The organism is Streptomyces sp. NPDC002845 (genome assembly GCF_053591955.1).
This window is the reverse complement of the sequence record NZ_JBSFUU010000077.1, coordinates 29895-45528: the sequence shown is the minus strand read 5'-3', so window position 1 is coordinate 45528 and position 15634 is coordinate 29895. Positions and strand designations below refer to the sequence as shown.

The window sequence follows — 15634 nt, the reverse complement described above, 5'->3', positions numbered from 1 at the left end:
TCGCTTCTCCAACAGGTAGGGAACGTAATCGCTTCTCCGGGGGAACCCCTTGTATCGAGGTGAAGGGCCCGGACGGGGACGAACTGCACCACGGGACGCCGAACGCGCCCGTGACGAGCCCTTCCCAAGGCCCTGAAGCCCTCAGTGCCCTGCCTGGCCCATGTACGGGTAGGTCCAGTCCAGGTCGGGGTTCATGTTCTCCTTGATGTAGCGGCCGCTGACCCAGCGCTGGAGGGCGAGCGGGGAGCCGGTCTTGTCGTTGGTGCCCGACGCCCGGCCGCCGCCGAAGGACTGCTTGCCCATGAGCGCGCCGGTCGGCTTGTCGTTGACGTAGGTCATCCCTGCCGCGTCGCGCAGGACGCTGAGGGCCTCGGAGATCGCCTTCCGCTCGGTGGCGAAGACGGAGCACGTCAGGGCGTAGGGGCTGGTGGTGTCGGCGAGGGTGAGGATCGAATTCCAGTCGGTGCCGGCGTCGTCGTAGACGTGGATGGTCAGGAACGGGCCGAAGAACTCCTGCGACATGGTGAAAGCCGTGGGGTCGTCGGTGACGAACACCGTCGGGTCGACGAACCAGCCGGTCTCGCGGCGGACGTTCCCGCCGGCCAGCAGGCGGTGGCTGTCGAGGTTCTTGGCCCGGTCGATGGCCTGTTCCAGGCGCTTGGCGGACGTTTCGTCGATGACCGCGCCGAGGAACGTCTCGTGCGCGGTGACGTCTCCGACCCGCAGGTTCGCGACGGTGTCCGTGAGGGGGCCCTCCAGCTTCCGCCACAGGCTGCGGGGGATGTAGGCGCGGGAGGCGGCGGAGCACTTCTGGCCCTGGTACTCGAACGCGCCGCGTACCAGGGCGACCAGGAGGGCTTCCGGATCGGCCGACGGGTGGGCGACGATCGCGTTCTTGCCGCCGGTCTCGCCGACCAGCCGGGGGTAGCCACGGTAGGTGTCCAGGTGCTGGGCCGCGGTCTTCCACAGGCTGCGGAAGACGGCGGTGGAGCCGGTGAAGCTCACCCCGGCGAGGTGCTCACTGGCCAGGGCCTGGGAGGCGATGGACTGCCCGTCGCCGTGGACGAGGTTGATGACGCCGGGCGGCAGGCCGGCCTCCTCGAAGACCCGCATGACGACGTCGCTGCTCAGGGCCGACTTCTCCGACGCCTTCCAGACCACCGTGTTGCCCATGAGAGCGGGTGTGGAGGGGAGGTTGCCGGCGATGGCCGTGAAGTTGAACGGGGTGATCGCCAGGACGAATCCCTCCAACCCCCGGTGGTCCATGATGTTCCACTGGCCCGGGTCCGAGGTGGGCTGCTGGTCGTAGATGGCGGCCGCGGAGTGGGCGTTGTAGCGGAAGAAGTCCGCGAGTTCGCAGGCCGCGTCGATCTCGGCCTGGTGGAAGGTCTTGGACTGGCCCAGCATGGTGGTGGCCACCAGCTCGTCGCGGTACTTGCCGGTCACCAGGTCGGCCGCGCGCAGGAAGATCGCCGCCCGCTCCCACCAAGGCGTCCTCGACCAGTCGTCGCGCGCGGCGAGCGAGGCGTCGATGGCCGCCCGCACCTGCTTGTCCTCGGCGGGCGTGATGTAGCCCAGGACGCGCGCGTGCTCGTGCGGTGAGACCACCGCGGCCTGCTGCCCGGCGAAGAAGCGCTCGCCGTTGATCACATGGGGCAGCTCGCGCACCTCCCCCCTGATCCGGTCGATCTCGGCGCGCAGCCGGACCGCTTCGGCGGAGCCGGGAGCGTAGTCACGCACGGGTTCGTTGGCGGGCGCGGGCACACGGACGCTGCCGGTGATGGCGGCGGTCTGATTTGCCATTGCAGTCCTCGATCGTCGTTCGGAGGGTCATCATTCCGAGCCATGAATGAGCTGGCTAGAAGTTGAACTGAAATTTTTGAGCGACCGTACTTACACTGAGCACATGCGTCAAGGGACAGAAACGAACGGGGCCGCCGACGGAGCCGCCGTGGGCAGGCAGCGGACGGCCGGCGGGCTGCGCCTGGTCGACCAGGCGTATCTGCGACTGCGGGACGACATCGTCACCGTGCGGCTGCGACCGGGAGATCCGCTGGACGAGAAGGCACTCAGCCAACAACTCGGTGTGGGCCTGACACCCGTGCGGGACGCGCTCAAGCGGCTCACCCTGGAGCGGCTCGCGGTCATCTACCCCCGGCGGGGCACGTTCGTCACGGACATCAACATCAGCGACGAGCGGTGGCTGACCGAGATCCGTATCGAACTGGAAGGGCTGGCCGCCGCACTCGCCGCGGAGCGCGCGACCGCCGAGGAGTGCGCCGCACTGACCGCGCTCGCGGGCACCCTGGAGGACTCCTCGGACCTGTCCCTGGACTACGTCTCCGCCGACACCGAGATCCACCGGGCCATCTACGCCGCGGCCCACAACCCGTACCTGGAAGCCGGCCTGAACCAGTACGCGAACCTGGCGCTGCGCATCTGGCACTACGGCATCCAGCGCATGCGTCCGCGCACACCGCGCTCCTGCTCACAGAACGAGGTCGTCGAGGCGATCTGCGCACGCAGGCCCGAGGCTGCGCGCAAGGCCGCCCAGAACCATCTGCTGGCCTTCTCCATGGAGGTGCGCTCGCTGCTGTAGCGCGCGGCAGCGATCCCTTCGGCGACGGTCCGCCGGGCAGCGGCCCACCGCCGTGCGGCCCCGTACCGTTGCCGCAACTTGGGATTGAACTAAAATTTCAGATCGCTTACCCTGCAGAGCCTCGGGTTGCTTGTGAGAACTCCTGCCTCCCGCTCCTTTCCGCCCAGCCTTTCGGGCCGGCCCTACGTGATCAGGGGATCGATGTGATCAGTGACCTGCTGCTGCGTGCAGCGCAGAACAAGAAGCTGGAGAACCTCGTCAGCGGCCACCCGCTGACCAAGGGCCTGGTGCACCGCTATGTCGCCGGTGTCAGCTGCGAGGAAGCCATCCGCGTGGCGCGGCAGATGAACGGCGAGGGCATCGACGTGAGTCTCGACCTGCTGGGCGAGCAGGTCGAGGACCTCGCCGAGTCGACCGCGGCGACCGACCAGTACATCGAGACCGTACAGGCGATCGCCGAGCAGGCGCCCGGGGCGACGGTGTCGGTGAAGCTGTCCCAGCTGGGCATAGCCGTGGATCCGCAGGCGTGCGCCAAGAACCTCGACCGGCTGCTGGAGGCTTCCGCGGCCGTCGGTGTCGAGGTGGAGGTCGACATGGAGCACAGCTCCGTGGGACGGCCCACCCTGGAGGCCTTCCGGGAGGCCCTGCCGCGTCACCCGCACACCCGCGTGGCCATCCAGGCCGCCATGCGCCGCACCCCCGAGGACCTGGAGTCCTTCACGGACATCAAACCGCGTCTGCGGCTGGTCAAGGGTGCCTACGACGAGCCGCTGAGCAGGGCGCTGCGCGACCGTAAAGAGATCACCGCTCAGTACCTGTTCCTGACGGACTGGATCCTGGCCCACTGTCCGGATCCGGCGTTCGGCACACACGACGACGTGTGCATCGTGCATGCCAAGAAGGCCGCGGCGGCCGCCGGGGTCGACAAGCGCGATTTCGAGTTCCAGATGCTCTACGGCGTCAGGCGCGATGTGCAGCGGCAGTTGGTGCGTGAGGGCTACCGCGTCCGGGTCTACGTGCCCTTCGGCACCCAGTGGTACCCGTACCTGATGCGGCGCATGGCCGAGCGCCCGGCCAACCTCCTGTTCTTCCTCCGTTCCGTGGTGGGCCGCTGACATGGCACCGGACCTCGACGTCGCCGTCGTGGGCGCCGGGCTGACCGGCGCCGCCACCGCCTGGGCCCTGAGCCGCGCGGGCCACTCGGTCGCCGTGTTCGACGCCCACGGCTTCGGACACGACAAGGGCAGTTCACACGGAACCTCCCGCATCTTCCGCCGCATCTACCCCGAGGCCTTGTACGTCGGGATGACCGGCCGCGCGCTGGACGGCTGGCGGAAGCTGGAGGCGGACAGCGGTGCGCGCCTGCTCGAGGTGCGCGGCGGCATCGACCACGGCAGCCGCCGGGACCCCCAGGCCCTTGCCGCCGTCGCGGCCGAGCACCACCTCGACCATGAACTGCTGTCGCAGGCCGAGGCCCAGGAGCGGTGGCCGGGCATGGTCTTCGACGGGCCGGTTCTCTTCCAGCCGGACGCGGGCGTCGTCAACGCCGACGCGAGCATCGCGGCCTTCCTGGACGTGGCACGGCGCAACGGGGCACGCCTGGTGCCTCACGCACCCGTGGAGAGGATCGAGGTCCGCGACGATCACGTCCTGGTGCACGCCGGGGAGTCGGTACGAGCGCGCCGCGTCGTCCTGGCCGTCGGCGGCTGGCTTCCGGAACTCCTCGACGCCTGGGACCTCGGCATCCCGCTGCCGCCCGTCCAGGTGACACAGCAACAGGTCTTCCACTTCCGCCAGCGCGATCCGCAGGCGGTGTTCCCCGTCCTGGTGCACAAGGACGACCACCAGATCTTCGGCCTCCCCTCCGGGGACGACGGCGGCCCCCAGCCCGCGATGAAGATCGCCCGGCACGACGGGGGCACACCCACCACGGCCGGCACCCGAAGCGGCGCCATCGACCCGGCCGGCCGTCAGCTCATCGTGGACTACGTCGGCCGGTGGCTGCCCGGGCTCGACCCCGAACCGGTGGCCGAGGGCACCTGCCTGTACACGATGACCGAGGACGACGACTTCATCCTCGACCGCCAGGGCCCCGTCGTCGTAGCGTCCCCCTGCTCGGGCCACGGCGCGAAGTTCGCTCCCCTGCTGGGCGAGATGATCACGGATCTCGCGCTCGGACGGGCTGAGACGCATCCACGGTTCGCTCTCCGACGCGACCTGCCGAGGAACACCGGATGAGTGATCCGACACCGACGCCGCGCGTGCATCCGTCCCTGCCGGCCGACCAGGTCTACGCCGCACCGCACCAGTCGATCACCAACGGCACCATGCCGGCGGGGACCCGGCTACGGGTGCGGGACGTCGCGGCCGACATGGGCACCCGCGTAATGCCCGTGCGCGAGGCCATCAGGAGGCCGCAGCGCCATGACGGCACCGTCGAACGCACCGGCCCGTTGGGCGACGACGCCTTCGACGTGCCATTGCGGACAGGCGATGACCCGTTGTGCCACGTGCGGTGAACTGCGGTCCCCCCTGACGCCACCCGCCAACAGAACCGAGCCGACCACGGCTCACCCCTGAGCAAGGAGAACCCGCACATGCCACAGGAAGTACGAGCCGTCGTCGCACGCGCGGCCAAGGAACCCGTCACGGTCGAGACCATCCTCGTGCCCGACCCCGGCCCCGGCGAGGCAGTGGTCCGCGTCCAAGCCTGCGGAGTGTGCCACACCGACCTGCACTACCGCGAAGGGGGCATCAACGACGACTTTCCGTTCCTGCTCGGGCACGAAGCGGCAGGAATCGTCGAGTCCGTCGGAGACGGCGTCACGGACGTCGAGCCGGGCGACTTCGTCATCCTCAACTGGCGTGCGGTCTGCGGGCGGTGCCGTGCCTGCCGCAAGGGCAAGGCACAGTACTGCTTCAACACCCACAACGCGACCCAGAAGATGACCCTCTCCTCGGGTCAGGAACTGTCCCCGGCCCTGGGCATCGGCGCGTTCGCCGAGAAGACCCTGGTGGCCGCCGGACAGTGCACCAAGGTCAACTCCGCCGTCTCACCCCAGGTGGCCGGGCTGCTCGGCTGCGGGGTCATGGCCGGGATCGGCGCGGCGATCAACACCGGCGGGGTGAGCCGGGGCGATTCGGTCGCGGTCATCGGCTGCGGCGGCGTCGGCGATGCCGCCATCGCCGGCGCTCACCTCGCCGGGGCGTCGACCATCATCGCCGTGGACCGTGACGCGCGGAAACTCGACAAGGCCGAGGAGTTCGGCGCCACCCACCTCGTCGACGCCCGCCACGTCGACCCGGTGGAGGCAATCCGCAACGCCACCGACGGCTTCGGCGCCGACGTCGTGATCGACGCGGTCGGACGCCCGGAAACCTGGGAGCAGGCGTTCTTCGCCCGCGACCTCGCCGGGACCACCGTCCTCGTCGGAGTCCCGACCCCCGACATGACCGCCCCCGGGATCCCGCTGCTGGAGTACTTCGGCCGTGGGGGCGCTCTCAAGTCGTCCTGGTACGGCGACTGCCTGCCCTCGCGCGACTTCCCCATGCTGGTCGACCTGCACCTGCAAGGACGCCTCCCCCTGGAGAAGTTCGTCAGCGAGGAGATCGGCATCGACGGCGTCGAGGAGGCATTCGAGAAGATGCACCGCGGCGAGGTACTGCGCTCGGTGGTGGTCCTGTGACCTCCCGGCCGAACCAGCCCGAAGGCATCGAACACCTCGTCACCTCGGGCACGTTCTCCCTGGACGGCGGAACCTTGGAGGTCGACAACAACGTCTGGCTCCTCGGCGACGCCAACGAGGTCATCGTGATCGACCCGGCACACGACGACGCGAAGATCGCCGCCGCCATCGGCACACGCCGCGTCGTCGCCGTCGTCTGCACCCACGCCCACAACGACCACATCAACGCCGCCCCCGCCCTGGCCGACCGGACCGGAGCACCCGTCCTGCTCCATCTGGACGACCTGATCCTGTGGCGGCAGACGCACCCCGACCGAGCCCCGGACGGATACCTGACCCACCATCGCCGCCTCACCGTGGCCGGCACAGAACTCGTCGTCCTGCACACCCCCGGACACGCTCCCGGAGCGATCAGCCTCCACGCACCCGAACTGGGCACGGTCTTCACCGGCGACACCCTCTTCCACGGAGGGCCCGGGGCCACGGGGCGCTCGTTCTCGGACTTCCCCACCATCATCCGGTCCATCCGCGACGAGCTGCTCGCCCTCCCCCCGGAAACCGTCGTCCGCCCCGGCCACGGCGCCTCCACCACCATCGGCGCCGAATCCGCCGACCTCCAGAAGTGGATCGACCGGGGGTACTGACCCGGAACGGCCACAGCCGGCTGGGCGGTGCGGTGAGGCCCCGGCGTCACAGTGTGGTGCGCAGGTGGCTGACGGTGACGAAGTGGTAGCCGCGAGCGGTGAGGGTGCGCAGGATCTCGGGGACGGCCGCGACGGAGGTGGGGTGGGTGGGGACGTCCGGAGCGGGGATGCGCGACGCGCTCAGGTCGAGCGAACGGCTGGGGTTCGCCGTCTGCCGCTGGGCGCGCTGTCCGAACGCGGACAGCCACGGCGTGATCGTCTTCTCGGGGAGGGCCACCGTGAGGGAGCCGACGGCGGGGACGCCCACCTCGCCGCGATCGAAGTCCACCCCGGAGTCCGCCGTCGGCGGTGAAGGCCATGTCGTCCAGGGCGGCGGCGCGGAAGTCCCGCTCGGAGAACCTGTCGTCCAGGGCGGCGGCATCCCTCCCTCTGCGATCGTCGGCCGCCGCACCCGTGCACCGTGCTTTCACCATGGCGCCGTCTGGGACAGCAACTGGTCTGAGGCCGGGGCGTCCGACAGACGCCCCGGCCTCCTGACACATTGCCTTCCGAAACGGTTCCGGTGAAGCGGTATTAGGCGGTGTCAGGCCGTATTACAGGCCGATGTCTTCGAGCCACTGGCCCGTGGTCCGGGGGCTGATGCCCAGCAGATTCTGAGCTGAACGTTCCGACGCGATCGAGCGGTTCGGCAGCGCGCTCATGGCCTGGTACGCTCCCGCGACGTCGGCGGCGGGCCCCTCCCCGATCAGCGGCGCGACGGAGACACGGAACTCCTCGGGAGTGATCGACTCGAAGACCACCTCCCGCCCCAGCCAGGCACCGAACGCCTCGGCCAGGTCCGGCCCGGTGACCGCCGGATACTGCCCGACCTCGACCACCCCGGTCACCTCCGGGCGCCCGAACAGCGCGACCGCCACGTCGGCGATGTCCAGGTGCGACGCCCACGAGACGGCGAAGTCGGCCCGCATCGGATAGGGCAGCACACCCCGCTCACGCACCGCATCGACGACGTACGGCATGAGCAGGTTCTCCAGATATTGCGTGGGTGCGATCACCGCATGCGACACCCCGGTATCGGCCAGGCCGCTGACCAGTACCGAGGCCGCGCCGTCGTCGGCGGGGCCGATCGGGGCACCGCTGGTGGAGAACACCACACGAGTCGGCCGGGCCGCGCGGACGGCGGCGACGATGTTGCGCGCATAGGTCCGGCGGTCCTCTTCCGAGGCCAGGGGCAGGTGGACGAACACGCCCTGGGCGTCCCGGTAGGCCTCGGTCAGATCCGCGGCGGAGGAGTAGCCGACGGCCACCACCCGGGCGCCGTCCACGATCGCGTGCTCGTTGCGGGTCAGGGCGGTGACGGACCGGCCCGCGGCGGCGAGCGCGGCAACGACAGGGGCACCCTGGGCGCCGGTGGCGCCATGAATCACATAGGTCATGGCCCCTATTAGTGCACACGATGCACCGGTTACATCAACTGCACTAATGGAGTAGGCTCCAGAAAATGACCAACCCCTGCCTCCCCGAGTGCGGCGTCGCTCGCTTCCTCACCCTGCTCAACGGCCCCTGGGCGACCCTCATCGTGCGCGAACTCCTGCACGGCCCCCACCGCTTCACCGAACTGCGCACCGCCCTGCCCGGCATCAGCCCGCACACCCTCACCAGCCGACTGCGGCAGTTCGAAGCCCACGGCATCGTCACGCGCACCACCTACGCCGAGATCCCCCCACGCGTCGAGTACCGCCTCACCCCCCTCGGCGAAGGACTGCGCGAGGTCCTCAACGCCATGGGCACCTGGGCCATGTCGGTTCCGGATGCCGAGCCTCGCAGCACTTCGTGACGCGACACCCTCGTACCGTGATGCATCCATGGAGGATTGTTCTACGGAAGATGAATTGTGGTGGGCCTGAAGCAGCTGTACCACGATCTGGTGCGGTTCGAGACCGAGCTGTGGGATGCCGTTGACGCACGGCTGCGCGCCGAATGCGATCTCCAGCTCACCTGGTTCGAGGTGATGCGGCTGCCAGCCCGGCGTCCGGGATGCCGGATCCAGGACATCGCGGAGGAGTTCGCGATCACGGTCGGCGGTACGAGCAAGGTGGTCGACCGGGTCGAGGCGGCCGGGTACTGCCGACGCCGCACCAATCCCGACGACCGCCGCTCCTCCCTCGTCGAACTCACCCCCGCCGGCACCCGCCTGACCAACAAGGCGACGGAAGTCTTCGAGGCGGAGTTGGATCGCCGGGTCGGTTCCGTGGTCCCCGAGCAGGCACTGGAACAGTTCGCCGTCACCCTCAGCGCCCTCAGAGCCGCCGGGCAGGCCATGACCAAGTAGGAATCCGCCCGACAATTCCAGCCCCCGGAGACCTCAGGGCCCAGGTTCGCGAGAACCACTCCCCCTCGGGCGGCGCCTCGTCGTCCAACCGGTCACCGAGCCCATCGTCCGCCACGCCGTCAGCCGCCATTCCGAGGCCGGGCTGCACGGACGCCGTCGACGCCATGTTCTCCAAGCCCTATAACGTCACGTCCCGCTAACCTCACGTCCCGCACCGCCGCACATCTGGCGGGCGCTCACGGCGAGCATTTCCGTGAGCCGATGGAGGGCGGGGCCTGCTGGGGCGCGCCCAGGTCCGGGCCCGGGGCTCAATCGGCAGGCAGGGCCTCCCGCATAGCCTTTGCGGTGGCAGTCGGGTCATAGTCCTCGGGGACGCCCTCGACCAGGATGATGTCGCCCTCGATGTGCCGCGAGCGCAGCGGTGCGATCTCCTGGTAGGCAGGTGAGTCCCACCAGGCCCGCGCCTCGGCGATACCGGGGAAGCCGATCATCACGACGTGCCCGGGCCATTGACCCTCTTTCACCTCGTGCTGCGTCACGTGCACGAGGAAGCGGCCGCCGTACGGCTCGAAGGTGGCGGGGATGCGCTCGATGTACTCAGCGATCTCCGGGTGCGGGGCGGCCTCTCGCAGGTGAGCTATGACGTAGGCGGGCATGGCGTCCTTCCGGTCGGTCGGGCTCCGTACGCAGATGATCGTGGCATCCGGATGCGCCGGGGTCGATGACCTGGCAGGTAATCGACCCCGGCCCGCAGTGCGGACCTGCCGCCTCGGTCGGCAATACGCCGCAGACTCCTGCGCCCGGCGGCTGCCCTGCGTATGTAGCTCGGGGTTGCGCAACCGTTCGAGCACCAAGGAGCCCCCGTTGCCGCAGCCCTGTCTGAGTGCGCCCGTCGCGTCCAACTCCCGCGTGTCGCCGTACTGCAGCCGAGGCTCACCGGCGAGAGGCCCGGGCGCCTCAGCGGCCCGCTTCTCGGGCGGTCCTCGACGCACTCGCGGGTCCGTGCCAGCGGCCGTGGATACGACTGGCCCATGCCTGATGCCGCCGTGCGTGCTCCTCAGCGGGAATCGTCGGGCGTGGGTCGACACCGCCGAGCAAAGCCCCTCCTCGCGCAAGCGACTCGCCGCCGTGGGCATCCCTACTCTCCATGGCCGGACCGCCACCCTGCGGCAACTCGTCCTCCAGGTGCCGCCCGTTGCGGGGATGCTCGGCTATCACGCCGTTCACACCGAGGCCGTCGCCGCGCAGGCCGGAGGCACCTGGAAGAAGTATGCTCCCGGCGACCACGCGCGTCGAAGCAGTCACCTCCTTAGAACTACGCGTCAGGCGAACGGCCCCTCGTCCGAGGAGACCTCATCCCACAGTGGTGACCATGCCGAACCGAGTAGCGGTCCTGTCCGACATTCACGGAGTCCTGCCCGCTCTGGAGGCTGTGCTCGCCGAACCAGAGGTGAGCGCCGCCGATCGCATCGTGCTCACCGGCGACATCACCGCCGGCCCGCAACCGACCCAGGTGCTCGACCGGCTGACCTCTCTCGGCGACCGCGTCGTCTGGATCAGCGGCAACGCCGACCCTGAACTCCTCGAATACCGCCGCGGCCAACGCGACTCGATCCCCGATCCGATCGCTCCCTGGGCCGCCGAACAACTACGCGAAGACCACATCGACCTTCTCGGCCGGCTGCCGCAATCACTCTCTCTGCCAGTACACGGCCTGGGGAAGGTGCTGTTCTGCCACGCCACCCCCCGGGACGATGAAGAGGTCGTCCTGGTCGACTCACGCCTCGACCGCTGGCGAGAAGTCCTCAGCGGGCTCGACACCGATATCCGCACGGTGGTCTGCGGGCACACACATATGCCGTTCGTCCGCCTCGCCCACGGCCGACTCGTGATCAACCCCGGCAGCATCGGCATGCCCTACGGACGGGCCGGGGCCCACTGGGCGCTTCTGGGCCCCGGCATCGAACTACGCTCCACAACCTTCGACATCCAGGCAGCCATCACCCAGGTCACCCAGGACTCCTCTTACCCCGAAATCGCCGAGTGGGCCGACTACTTCCTCCACACGCGAGCAACCGACGCAGACGCTCTCGAAGCCTTCGCCCCTCGGGACGGGCGCAGCCACGCACCGTGACACCGTGCGCCCACCAAAGGCCGCACACCCCAGAATTCCGACTACTCGATCAACGACTCCTACCCCTACGGTCCCCCGACCGGCGTCGCAGCGGGGAGGCCGGCACGTCGCACGCGCCGGGGAAGACCACCGGCCGCCTGTGAGGCGCGGCTACCGATGGCCGAGTGCCGTCACTTCCCGTCCTGAGTCGGTTGCGGCGAGGTGGCGGGGCTGAACGCAATCGCCGGCCGGCGCGAGATACCGACGGTCTGCCAGGCGGCGGAGTACAGGATCAGGGCGACCGCGAACGAGGCATCCGCTCTCTTGGCGGCCCCGGTCAACACGCCTTCGGCGAGGGTGCCCCACGGAGCCTGGACCGTTTTGGAGGGATAGGTGGTCTCGCTCGCGCCGTCGCCCAGGTCGACGGTGGCCGGTTGGCTGTAGTCCACTTCGGTCGCATAGCGGTAGGCGTTGAAGGCGTCACGGGCGTTGACGGCGCCGCCCAGCACGGGTGCCGCAACCAGCAGAGTCACCACGCTCCACCGCATGACGGGACCCAGGCGGGCAGCGATGCCGGTGTCGCCGTGGGTGCGCAGACGGCCCCGGCGCCGCCAAAGATGCCGGCCGACGGCCGCCAGGCCGAAGGCGGTGCTCGTGTACTGCAGCAGCCGGGCGACCGTCAAACCTCCCAGGGCCGAGGCGCGCAGCGGCTGCAGATGGGTCACCAGGAAGCCGTCGCCGTGGGTGAAGGAGTCCCATGCCAGGTGGGAGGCGATACCGATCAGGGCGGAGAGCAGCAGCCACATGGCGTACCGGGCCTTGGCTCGCGGGCCGGTTGTCCACTCGGGTTCCGGGAGGCGGAGGCCGGATGGGAGCAGTAGAAGTCGCCGGCCTGGTCGCCCTCGACGACGACGTAGGCGCCGACCTTGTCACCTTCGGCGACCGTGTCGACGACAGTGAGGGTGAGGCCGGGGAAGGCTTCGACGTGCTTCTTCTCCGCGTCGATGAATCCCTCAGCGCCGGGTCGGGGGGTGTCGATCTGGGGCGGAATACGAAGTCGGGGTGGAACAGGCCGGTGAGCGTCGAGTAGTCCGCCTCCTCCAGGGCCTGGTAGAAGCGGTGCACGAGGTCGGTGTTGGTCTCGGTGGACATGGCTGCCCTTACCTTTCTGATTGGCGGCGCCGGGCGGGGCGCCGTGCATACGTGAGGGAGGTGCCGGTCGCGGCCCGGTGTTGTGCCGGGCCCCGACCGGCCTGGGCAGGAGGTCCCGCGTGCGGGACCGTGCGCTGCCGGTGGGGTGGGGTGGAGCCGGCCAACCGACTCAGGCGCGCTGACCCCAGTCGAGGCGGTCGCTCAGGCCGGCGGCGACGTAAACAGCCTCCAGGTCGTCGCGGCCTTCGGTGAAGTGGGCCCAGCTGTCGTAATGGACGGGCACGACACGGCGGGCGCCGAGGAGGCGGGCGGCCTCGGCGCTCTGGGCGCTGTCGAGGACAACGCACTGGCCGTCGAAGAGGATGCCGGGGAATCGGGGTGCGCCGGCAAAGAGCAGGGCGGTGTCGATCTGAGCGAAGCGTGCAGCGATCTCCTCGACGAGGGAGAGGTGGGCATTGTCGCCACTGACGTACACGGTGGGCAGGCCCTCGCCGGTCAGAACGAAGCCGACGACCTCGCCGGCGAAGGGTTCGACCTCCTCACGCTTGCCGGGCCCGTGCACGGCCGGCACACCGGTCACGGTGACCGTGCCCCCGCCGGGTCGGTCCAGCTCGATGGACTCCCAGTCGGCCAGGCCCCTGGCCTTCTGCCCGAGGCGTCGGCCGCCACCGGGGGTGGTCAGCGTGAGCGGGACATCAGCGAGCAGGGCCCGGCCGGAGTCATCGAGGTTGTCGGCGTGCTCGTCGTGAGAGAGCAGCACCACATCGACGCGTCCGAGATCGGCAGGGGTGCCGGTGGAGGGCGCGGTCTTGGTCAGGACCGGGCCGTTCGGCACCTGGTAGTCGCCGGGACCGTCGAAGGTCGGGTCGGTCAGGAAGCACAGGCCGCCGTACTCGAACAGGGCGGTGGGACCGCCGAAGACGCGGACCGGGAACTGCTGGGCGTCGTGCTGGGACATGCTCATCACTCCTCATTTCTCACGGAAACATTTTCTAGTTGCCGTGATGTCACGGTAGGCAGGGATCACGGAAAAGCGCAAGCGCTACCATGAGAACGTGGATGAAACCCTGGCCGCCGCCGCACAGGCCGCCCTCCCCCCGACCCCGGGCGCCGACCGGCACCGCTCGCTCGACTTCGCCGACACCGCCGCGACCCTGCCCGCCGGCCAGAGCTACGACCTGCTCGCCGCCCCCGAATCCGCCATGTACTGGCTCGCCGCCCACGACCTGACCACCCCGGACGTGCAGCTGTACGAGGCGTGCGCCCGGCGGATGCGCACCCTGCGCGGCCACATTCGCACCTTGTTCGCCTCGCGCGTCGACGGCGGCACACCACCCAGAGAGTCCCTGCAAGCGGTGAACGAGGCGCTCACGGCCGTACCCACGGCGCCCCTGCTCGCCTGGGACGGGGCGCAGGGGCTGCGCCGTGTTCATGCGCACCCCACCGACCAGGCCGTGAACCACGCACTGGCGACCCTGGCCGCCGACGCCGCCGACTTGCTCACCGGCCCGGACGTCGACCTCCTCGCCGCCTGCGGCTCCGCACCCTGCGACCGGTTCCTCCTGCGCACCCACGGCCGACGCCACTGGTGCTGCACCCGTTGCGGCGACCGCGTCCGCGCCGCCCGCGCCTACGCCCGGCGCCACGGCACCCCGGCGTGACACACCATCCTCTCTATCCTCACGGAAAATATCCAAAACTTCCGTGATGTTCTACGAGGTGATTCCGGCGCCCCGGCCGGACAGGACCCGGAGAGGACGCCCCGCCATGACACTCTGTCTGCTACTGACCGTCATGGTCGCCTCGCGAGCGTCTCCGACACCGCAGTCGGCGTGCACCTGCTGTCCTGCATCGCCGCCATCGACCACGGCGCCCGCCGCGGCATCGACGTCCACCCCGTCCAACGCCCGCCGGGCGCCAAGGGGTTCACGGTGATTCCGCGACGGTGGACCATTGAGCGGAGTATCGGCCGGCTCGTGCAGCACCGCAGACTCGCCCGCGGCTACGAGGCGCACCCGCATCGCTCCGAAGCCGTGATCCACCTGACCATGACCGATCTGATGACCCGACGCCTCACCGGCGAAGCCACCCTGAGCCGGCGCGGAACCTGACCCGGGATCAAACGCAAATCAGCGGACCAAATGCTCAGTCAGGCCGTGTTGCAAAAGGCTGAGGGCTGGGAGCGGCGCGTCACCTGACGGTGTCGGCCAGCGGGAAGGTGACGCCGGTGAGCTGCTCGGAGACCGTCCACAAGCGGCGTGCGAAGTCGCTGTCGCGGGCGCTTCTCGAGCGGCCGACCAGCTTCGGCGCGCCGTGAGCCTGCAGGAAGCCGCTCGGGCCGGCATAGCTGTTGCCCGGGATGTCCGCCGCGGCCGCGTACAGGGTGGGCAGCGCGCCGTCGTCGTCGCTCTGGGCGAACAGGTTCAGGATCCTCCGCTGGAACGACTCGATCCGGGGTCGCTTGCCTGGCAGGCGCAGGAGGTCCGTGGCCGCCACGCCGGGGTGCGCGGCGGTCGCGAGCACCGGCGAGCCGACCTCGGTGAGTCGGCGTTGCAGTTCGGCGGTGAACAGCAGGTTGGCGAGCTTCGACTGCCCGTACGCCGCCGTCCCCCGGTACCGTCGGCGCTCCCAGTTGAGGTCTTCGAAGTCGATCGAGCCCATTTTGTGACCGTTGGAGGAGATGGTGACCACCCGCTCTCTGATCCGTGGCAGGAGCAGATTGGTCAACGCGAAGTGCCCCAGGTGATTGGTGCCGAACTACAGCTCGAAGCCTTCGTCGGTGCGGCCGAGCGGTGGGTTCATCAGGCCCGCGTTGTTGATGAGTAGGTCGACGGGCTCGTCGAAGTCATCGGCGAACGCGCGGACCGAGGCGAGGTCGGCGAGGTCGAGTCGGCGGACCTCGGGGTCGCCGGACATCGTCGCGGCAGCCTCGTGGCCCTTGGCGAGGTCTCGCACGGCCAGCACGATGCGCGCTCCCCGGGCCGCGAGCGCGCGGGCGGTGGCGCGGCCGATGCCGCTGTTCGCGCCGGTGACGATGACGGTGCGGCCTGTCATGGCGGGGACATCCGCGAAGGAAAATGTAGACATGAGCAACAATGTAGGCGCCGA

17 protein-coding genes and 2 pseudogenes are annotated in these 15634 nt (G+C 69.5%); 11 read left to right on the top strand and 8 right to left on the bottom strand.

Features of this window, described 5'->3' with window-relative positions; all coding sequences use genetic code 11:
- Positions 1 to 141: 141 nt before the first annotated feature.
- Complete coding sequence (gene pruA, locus ACWD3C_RS37990) at positions 142 to 1782, bottom strand: L-glutamate gamma-semialdehyde dehydrogenase (RefSeq protein ID WP_451151426.1); 1641 nt, start codon at positions 1780 to 1782, stop codon at positions 142 to 144.
- Positions 1783 to 1906: 124 nt separating this feature from the next.
- On the opposite strand from pruA, the gene ACWD3C_RS37985 reads away from it, so the two are divergent.
- From ACWD3C_RS37985 to ACWD3C_RS37960, 6 genes are all read left to right on the top strand, one after another.
- Entirely contained in the window at positions 1907 to 2599 is a 693-nt protein-coding gene (locus ACWD3C_RS37985; RefSeq protein WP_451151416.1) for a GntR family transcriptional regulator, read from the top strand.
- 203 nt (positions 2600 to 2802) lie between these two features.
- Positions 2803 to 3714, top strand: coding sequence for a proline dehydrogenase family protein (locus ACWD3C_RS37980; protein ID WP_451151414.1), 912 nt, complete (start codon positions 2803 to 2805; stop codon positions 3712 to 3714).
- A 1-nt stretch (position 3715) separates the two neighbouring features.
- Entirely contained in the window at positions 3716 to 4837 is a 1122-nt protein-coding gene (locus ACWD3C_RS37975; RefSeq protein ID WP_451151412.1) for an FAD-dependent oxidoreductase, read from the top strand.
- Positions 4834 to 5118, top strand: a complete 285-nt coding sequence (locus tag ACWD3C_RS37970; RefSeq protein ID WP_451151410.1) for a GntR family transcriptional regulator — start codon at positions 4834 to 4836, stop codon at positions 5116 to 5118. Before ACWD3C_RS37975 ends, ACWD3C_RS37970 begins: the two co-directional genes overlap by 4 nt.
- Positions 5119 to 5196: 78 nt before the next feature.
- The gene (locus ACWD3C_RS37965; protein WP_451151408.1) at positions 5197 to 6285 is read left to right on the top strand and encodes an S-(hydroxymethyl)mycothiol dehydrogenase; all 1089 of its coding nucleotides are present in this window, start codon (positions 5197 to 5199) and stop codon (positions 6283 to 6285) included.
- The gene (locus tag ACWD3C_RS37960) at positions 6282 to 6929 is read left to right on the top strand and encodes an MBL fold metallo-hydrolase (RefSeq protein WP_451151406.1); all 648 of its coding nucleotides are present in this window, start codon (positions 6282 to 6284) and stop codon (positions 6927 to 6929) included. Before ACWD3C_RS37965 ends, ACWD3C_RS37960 begins: the two co-directional genes overlap by 4 nt.
- 46 nt (positions 6930 to 6975) lie before the next feature.
- Here ACWD3C_RS37960 and ACWD3C_RS37955 read toward each other — a convergent pair whose 3' ends face one another.
- Both ACWD3C_RS37955 and ACWD3C_RS37950 read right to left on the bottom strand, forming a co-directional pair.
- On the bottom strand, positions 6976 to 7257 hold the full coding sequence (locus ACWD3C_RS37955) for a hypothetical protein (RefSeq protein ID WP_451151405.1): 282 nt from the start codon (positions 7255 to 7257) through the stop codon (positions 6976 to 6978).
- Positions 7258 to 7522: 265 nt separating this feature from the next.
- A complete protein-coding gene (locus ACWD3C_RS37950; protein WP_451151403.1) occupies positions 7523 to 8365 on the bottom strand; it encodes an SDR family oxidoreductase in 843 nt (280 codons plus the stop codon).
- Positions 8366 to 8430: 65 nt separating this feature from the next.
- Between ACWD3C_RS37950 and ACWD3C_RS37945 the strand changes: the two genes are divergently transcribed.
- Positions 8431 to 8766, top strand: coding sequence for a winged helix-turn-helix transcriptional regulator (locus ACWD3C_RS37945; protein ID WP_451151401.1), 336 nt, complete (start codon positions 8431 to 8433; stop codon positions 8764 to 8766).
- 60 nt (positions 8767 to 8826) lie between these two features.
- A complete protein-coding gene (locus ACWD3C_RS37940) occupies positions 8827 to 9261 on the top strand; it encodes a MarR family winged helix-turn-helix transcriptional regulator (RefSeq protein ID WP_451151399.1) in 435 nt (144 codons plus the stop codon).
- Between the two features lie 308 nt (positions 9262 to 9569).
- On the opposite strand, the gene ACWD3C_RS37935 is transcribed toward ACWD3C_RS37940, so the two are convergent.
- Positions 9570 to 9917 carry a DUF1330 domain-containing protein gene (locus ACWD3C_RS37935; RefSeq protein ID WP_451151397.1) on the bottom strand — a complete coding sequence of 116 codons (348 nt, stop codon included), beginning with the start codon at positions 9915 to 9917 and terminating at the stop codon, positions 9570 to 9572.
- Between the two features lie 716 nt (positions 9918 to 10633).
- Here ACWD3C_RS37935 and ACWD3C_RS37930 point away from each other — a divergent pair.
- Entirely contained in the window at positions 10634 to 11395 is a 762-nt protein-coding gene (locus tag ACWD3C_RS37930) for a metallophosphoesterase family protein (protein WP_451151395.1), read from the top strand.
- 170 nt (positions 11396 to 11565) lie between these two features.
- On the opposite strand, the gene ACWD3C_RS37925 is transcribed toward ACWD3C_RS37930, so the two are convergent.
- The 3 genes from ACWD3C_RS37925 to ACWD3C_RS37915 form a co-directional block, all read right to left on the bottom strand.
- Positions 11566 to 12252, bottom strand: a complete 687-nt coding sequence (locus tag ACWD3C_RS37925; RefSeq protein WP_451151424.1) for a DUF4184 family protein — start codon at positions 12250 to 12252, stop codon at positions 11566 to 11568.
- Entirely contained in the window at positions 12156 to 12575 is a 420-nt protein-coding gene (locus ACWD3C_RS37920; RefSeq protein WP_451151393.1) for an ester cyclase, read from the bottom strand. Before ACWD3C_RS37920 ends, ACWD3C_RS37925 begins: the two co-directional genes overlap by 97 nt.
- 120 nt (positions 12576 to 12695) lie before the next feature.
- On the bottom strand, positions 12696 to 13490 hold the full coding sequence (locus ACWD3C_RS37915; RefSeq protein WP_451151391.1) for an MBL fold metallo-hydrolase: 795 nt from the start codon (positions 13488 to 13490) through the stop codon (positions 12696 to 12698).
- A gap of 91 nt (positions 13491 to 13581) precedes the next feature.
- Between ACWD3C_RS37915 and ACWD3C_RS37910 the strand changes: the two genes are divergently transcribed.
- Both ACWD3C_RS37910 and ACWD3C_RS37905 read left to right on the top strand, forming a co-directional pair.
- On the top strand, positions 13582 to 14187 hold the full coding sequence (locus ACWD3C_RS37910) for an ABATE domain-containing protein (protein WP_451151389.1): 606 nt from the start codon (positions 13582 to 13584) through the stop codon (positions 14185 to 14187).
- 109 nt (positions 14188 to 14296) lie between these two features.
- Positions 14297 to 14637: pseudogene (locus tag ACWD3C_RS37905) on the top strand (transposase); the annotation flags it as partial.
- Positions 14638 to 14716: 79 nt separating this feature from the next.
- Here ACWD3C_RS37905 and ACWD3C_RS37900 read toward each other — a convergent pair.
- Positions 14717 to 15613: pseudogene (locus ACWD3C_RS37900) on the bottom strand (oxidoreductase).
- Between the last annotated feature and the right edge of the window lie 21 nt (positions 15614 to 15634).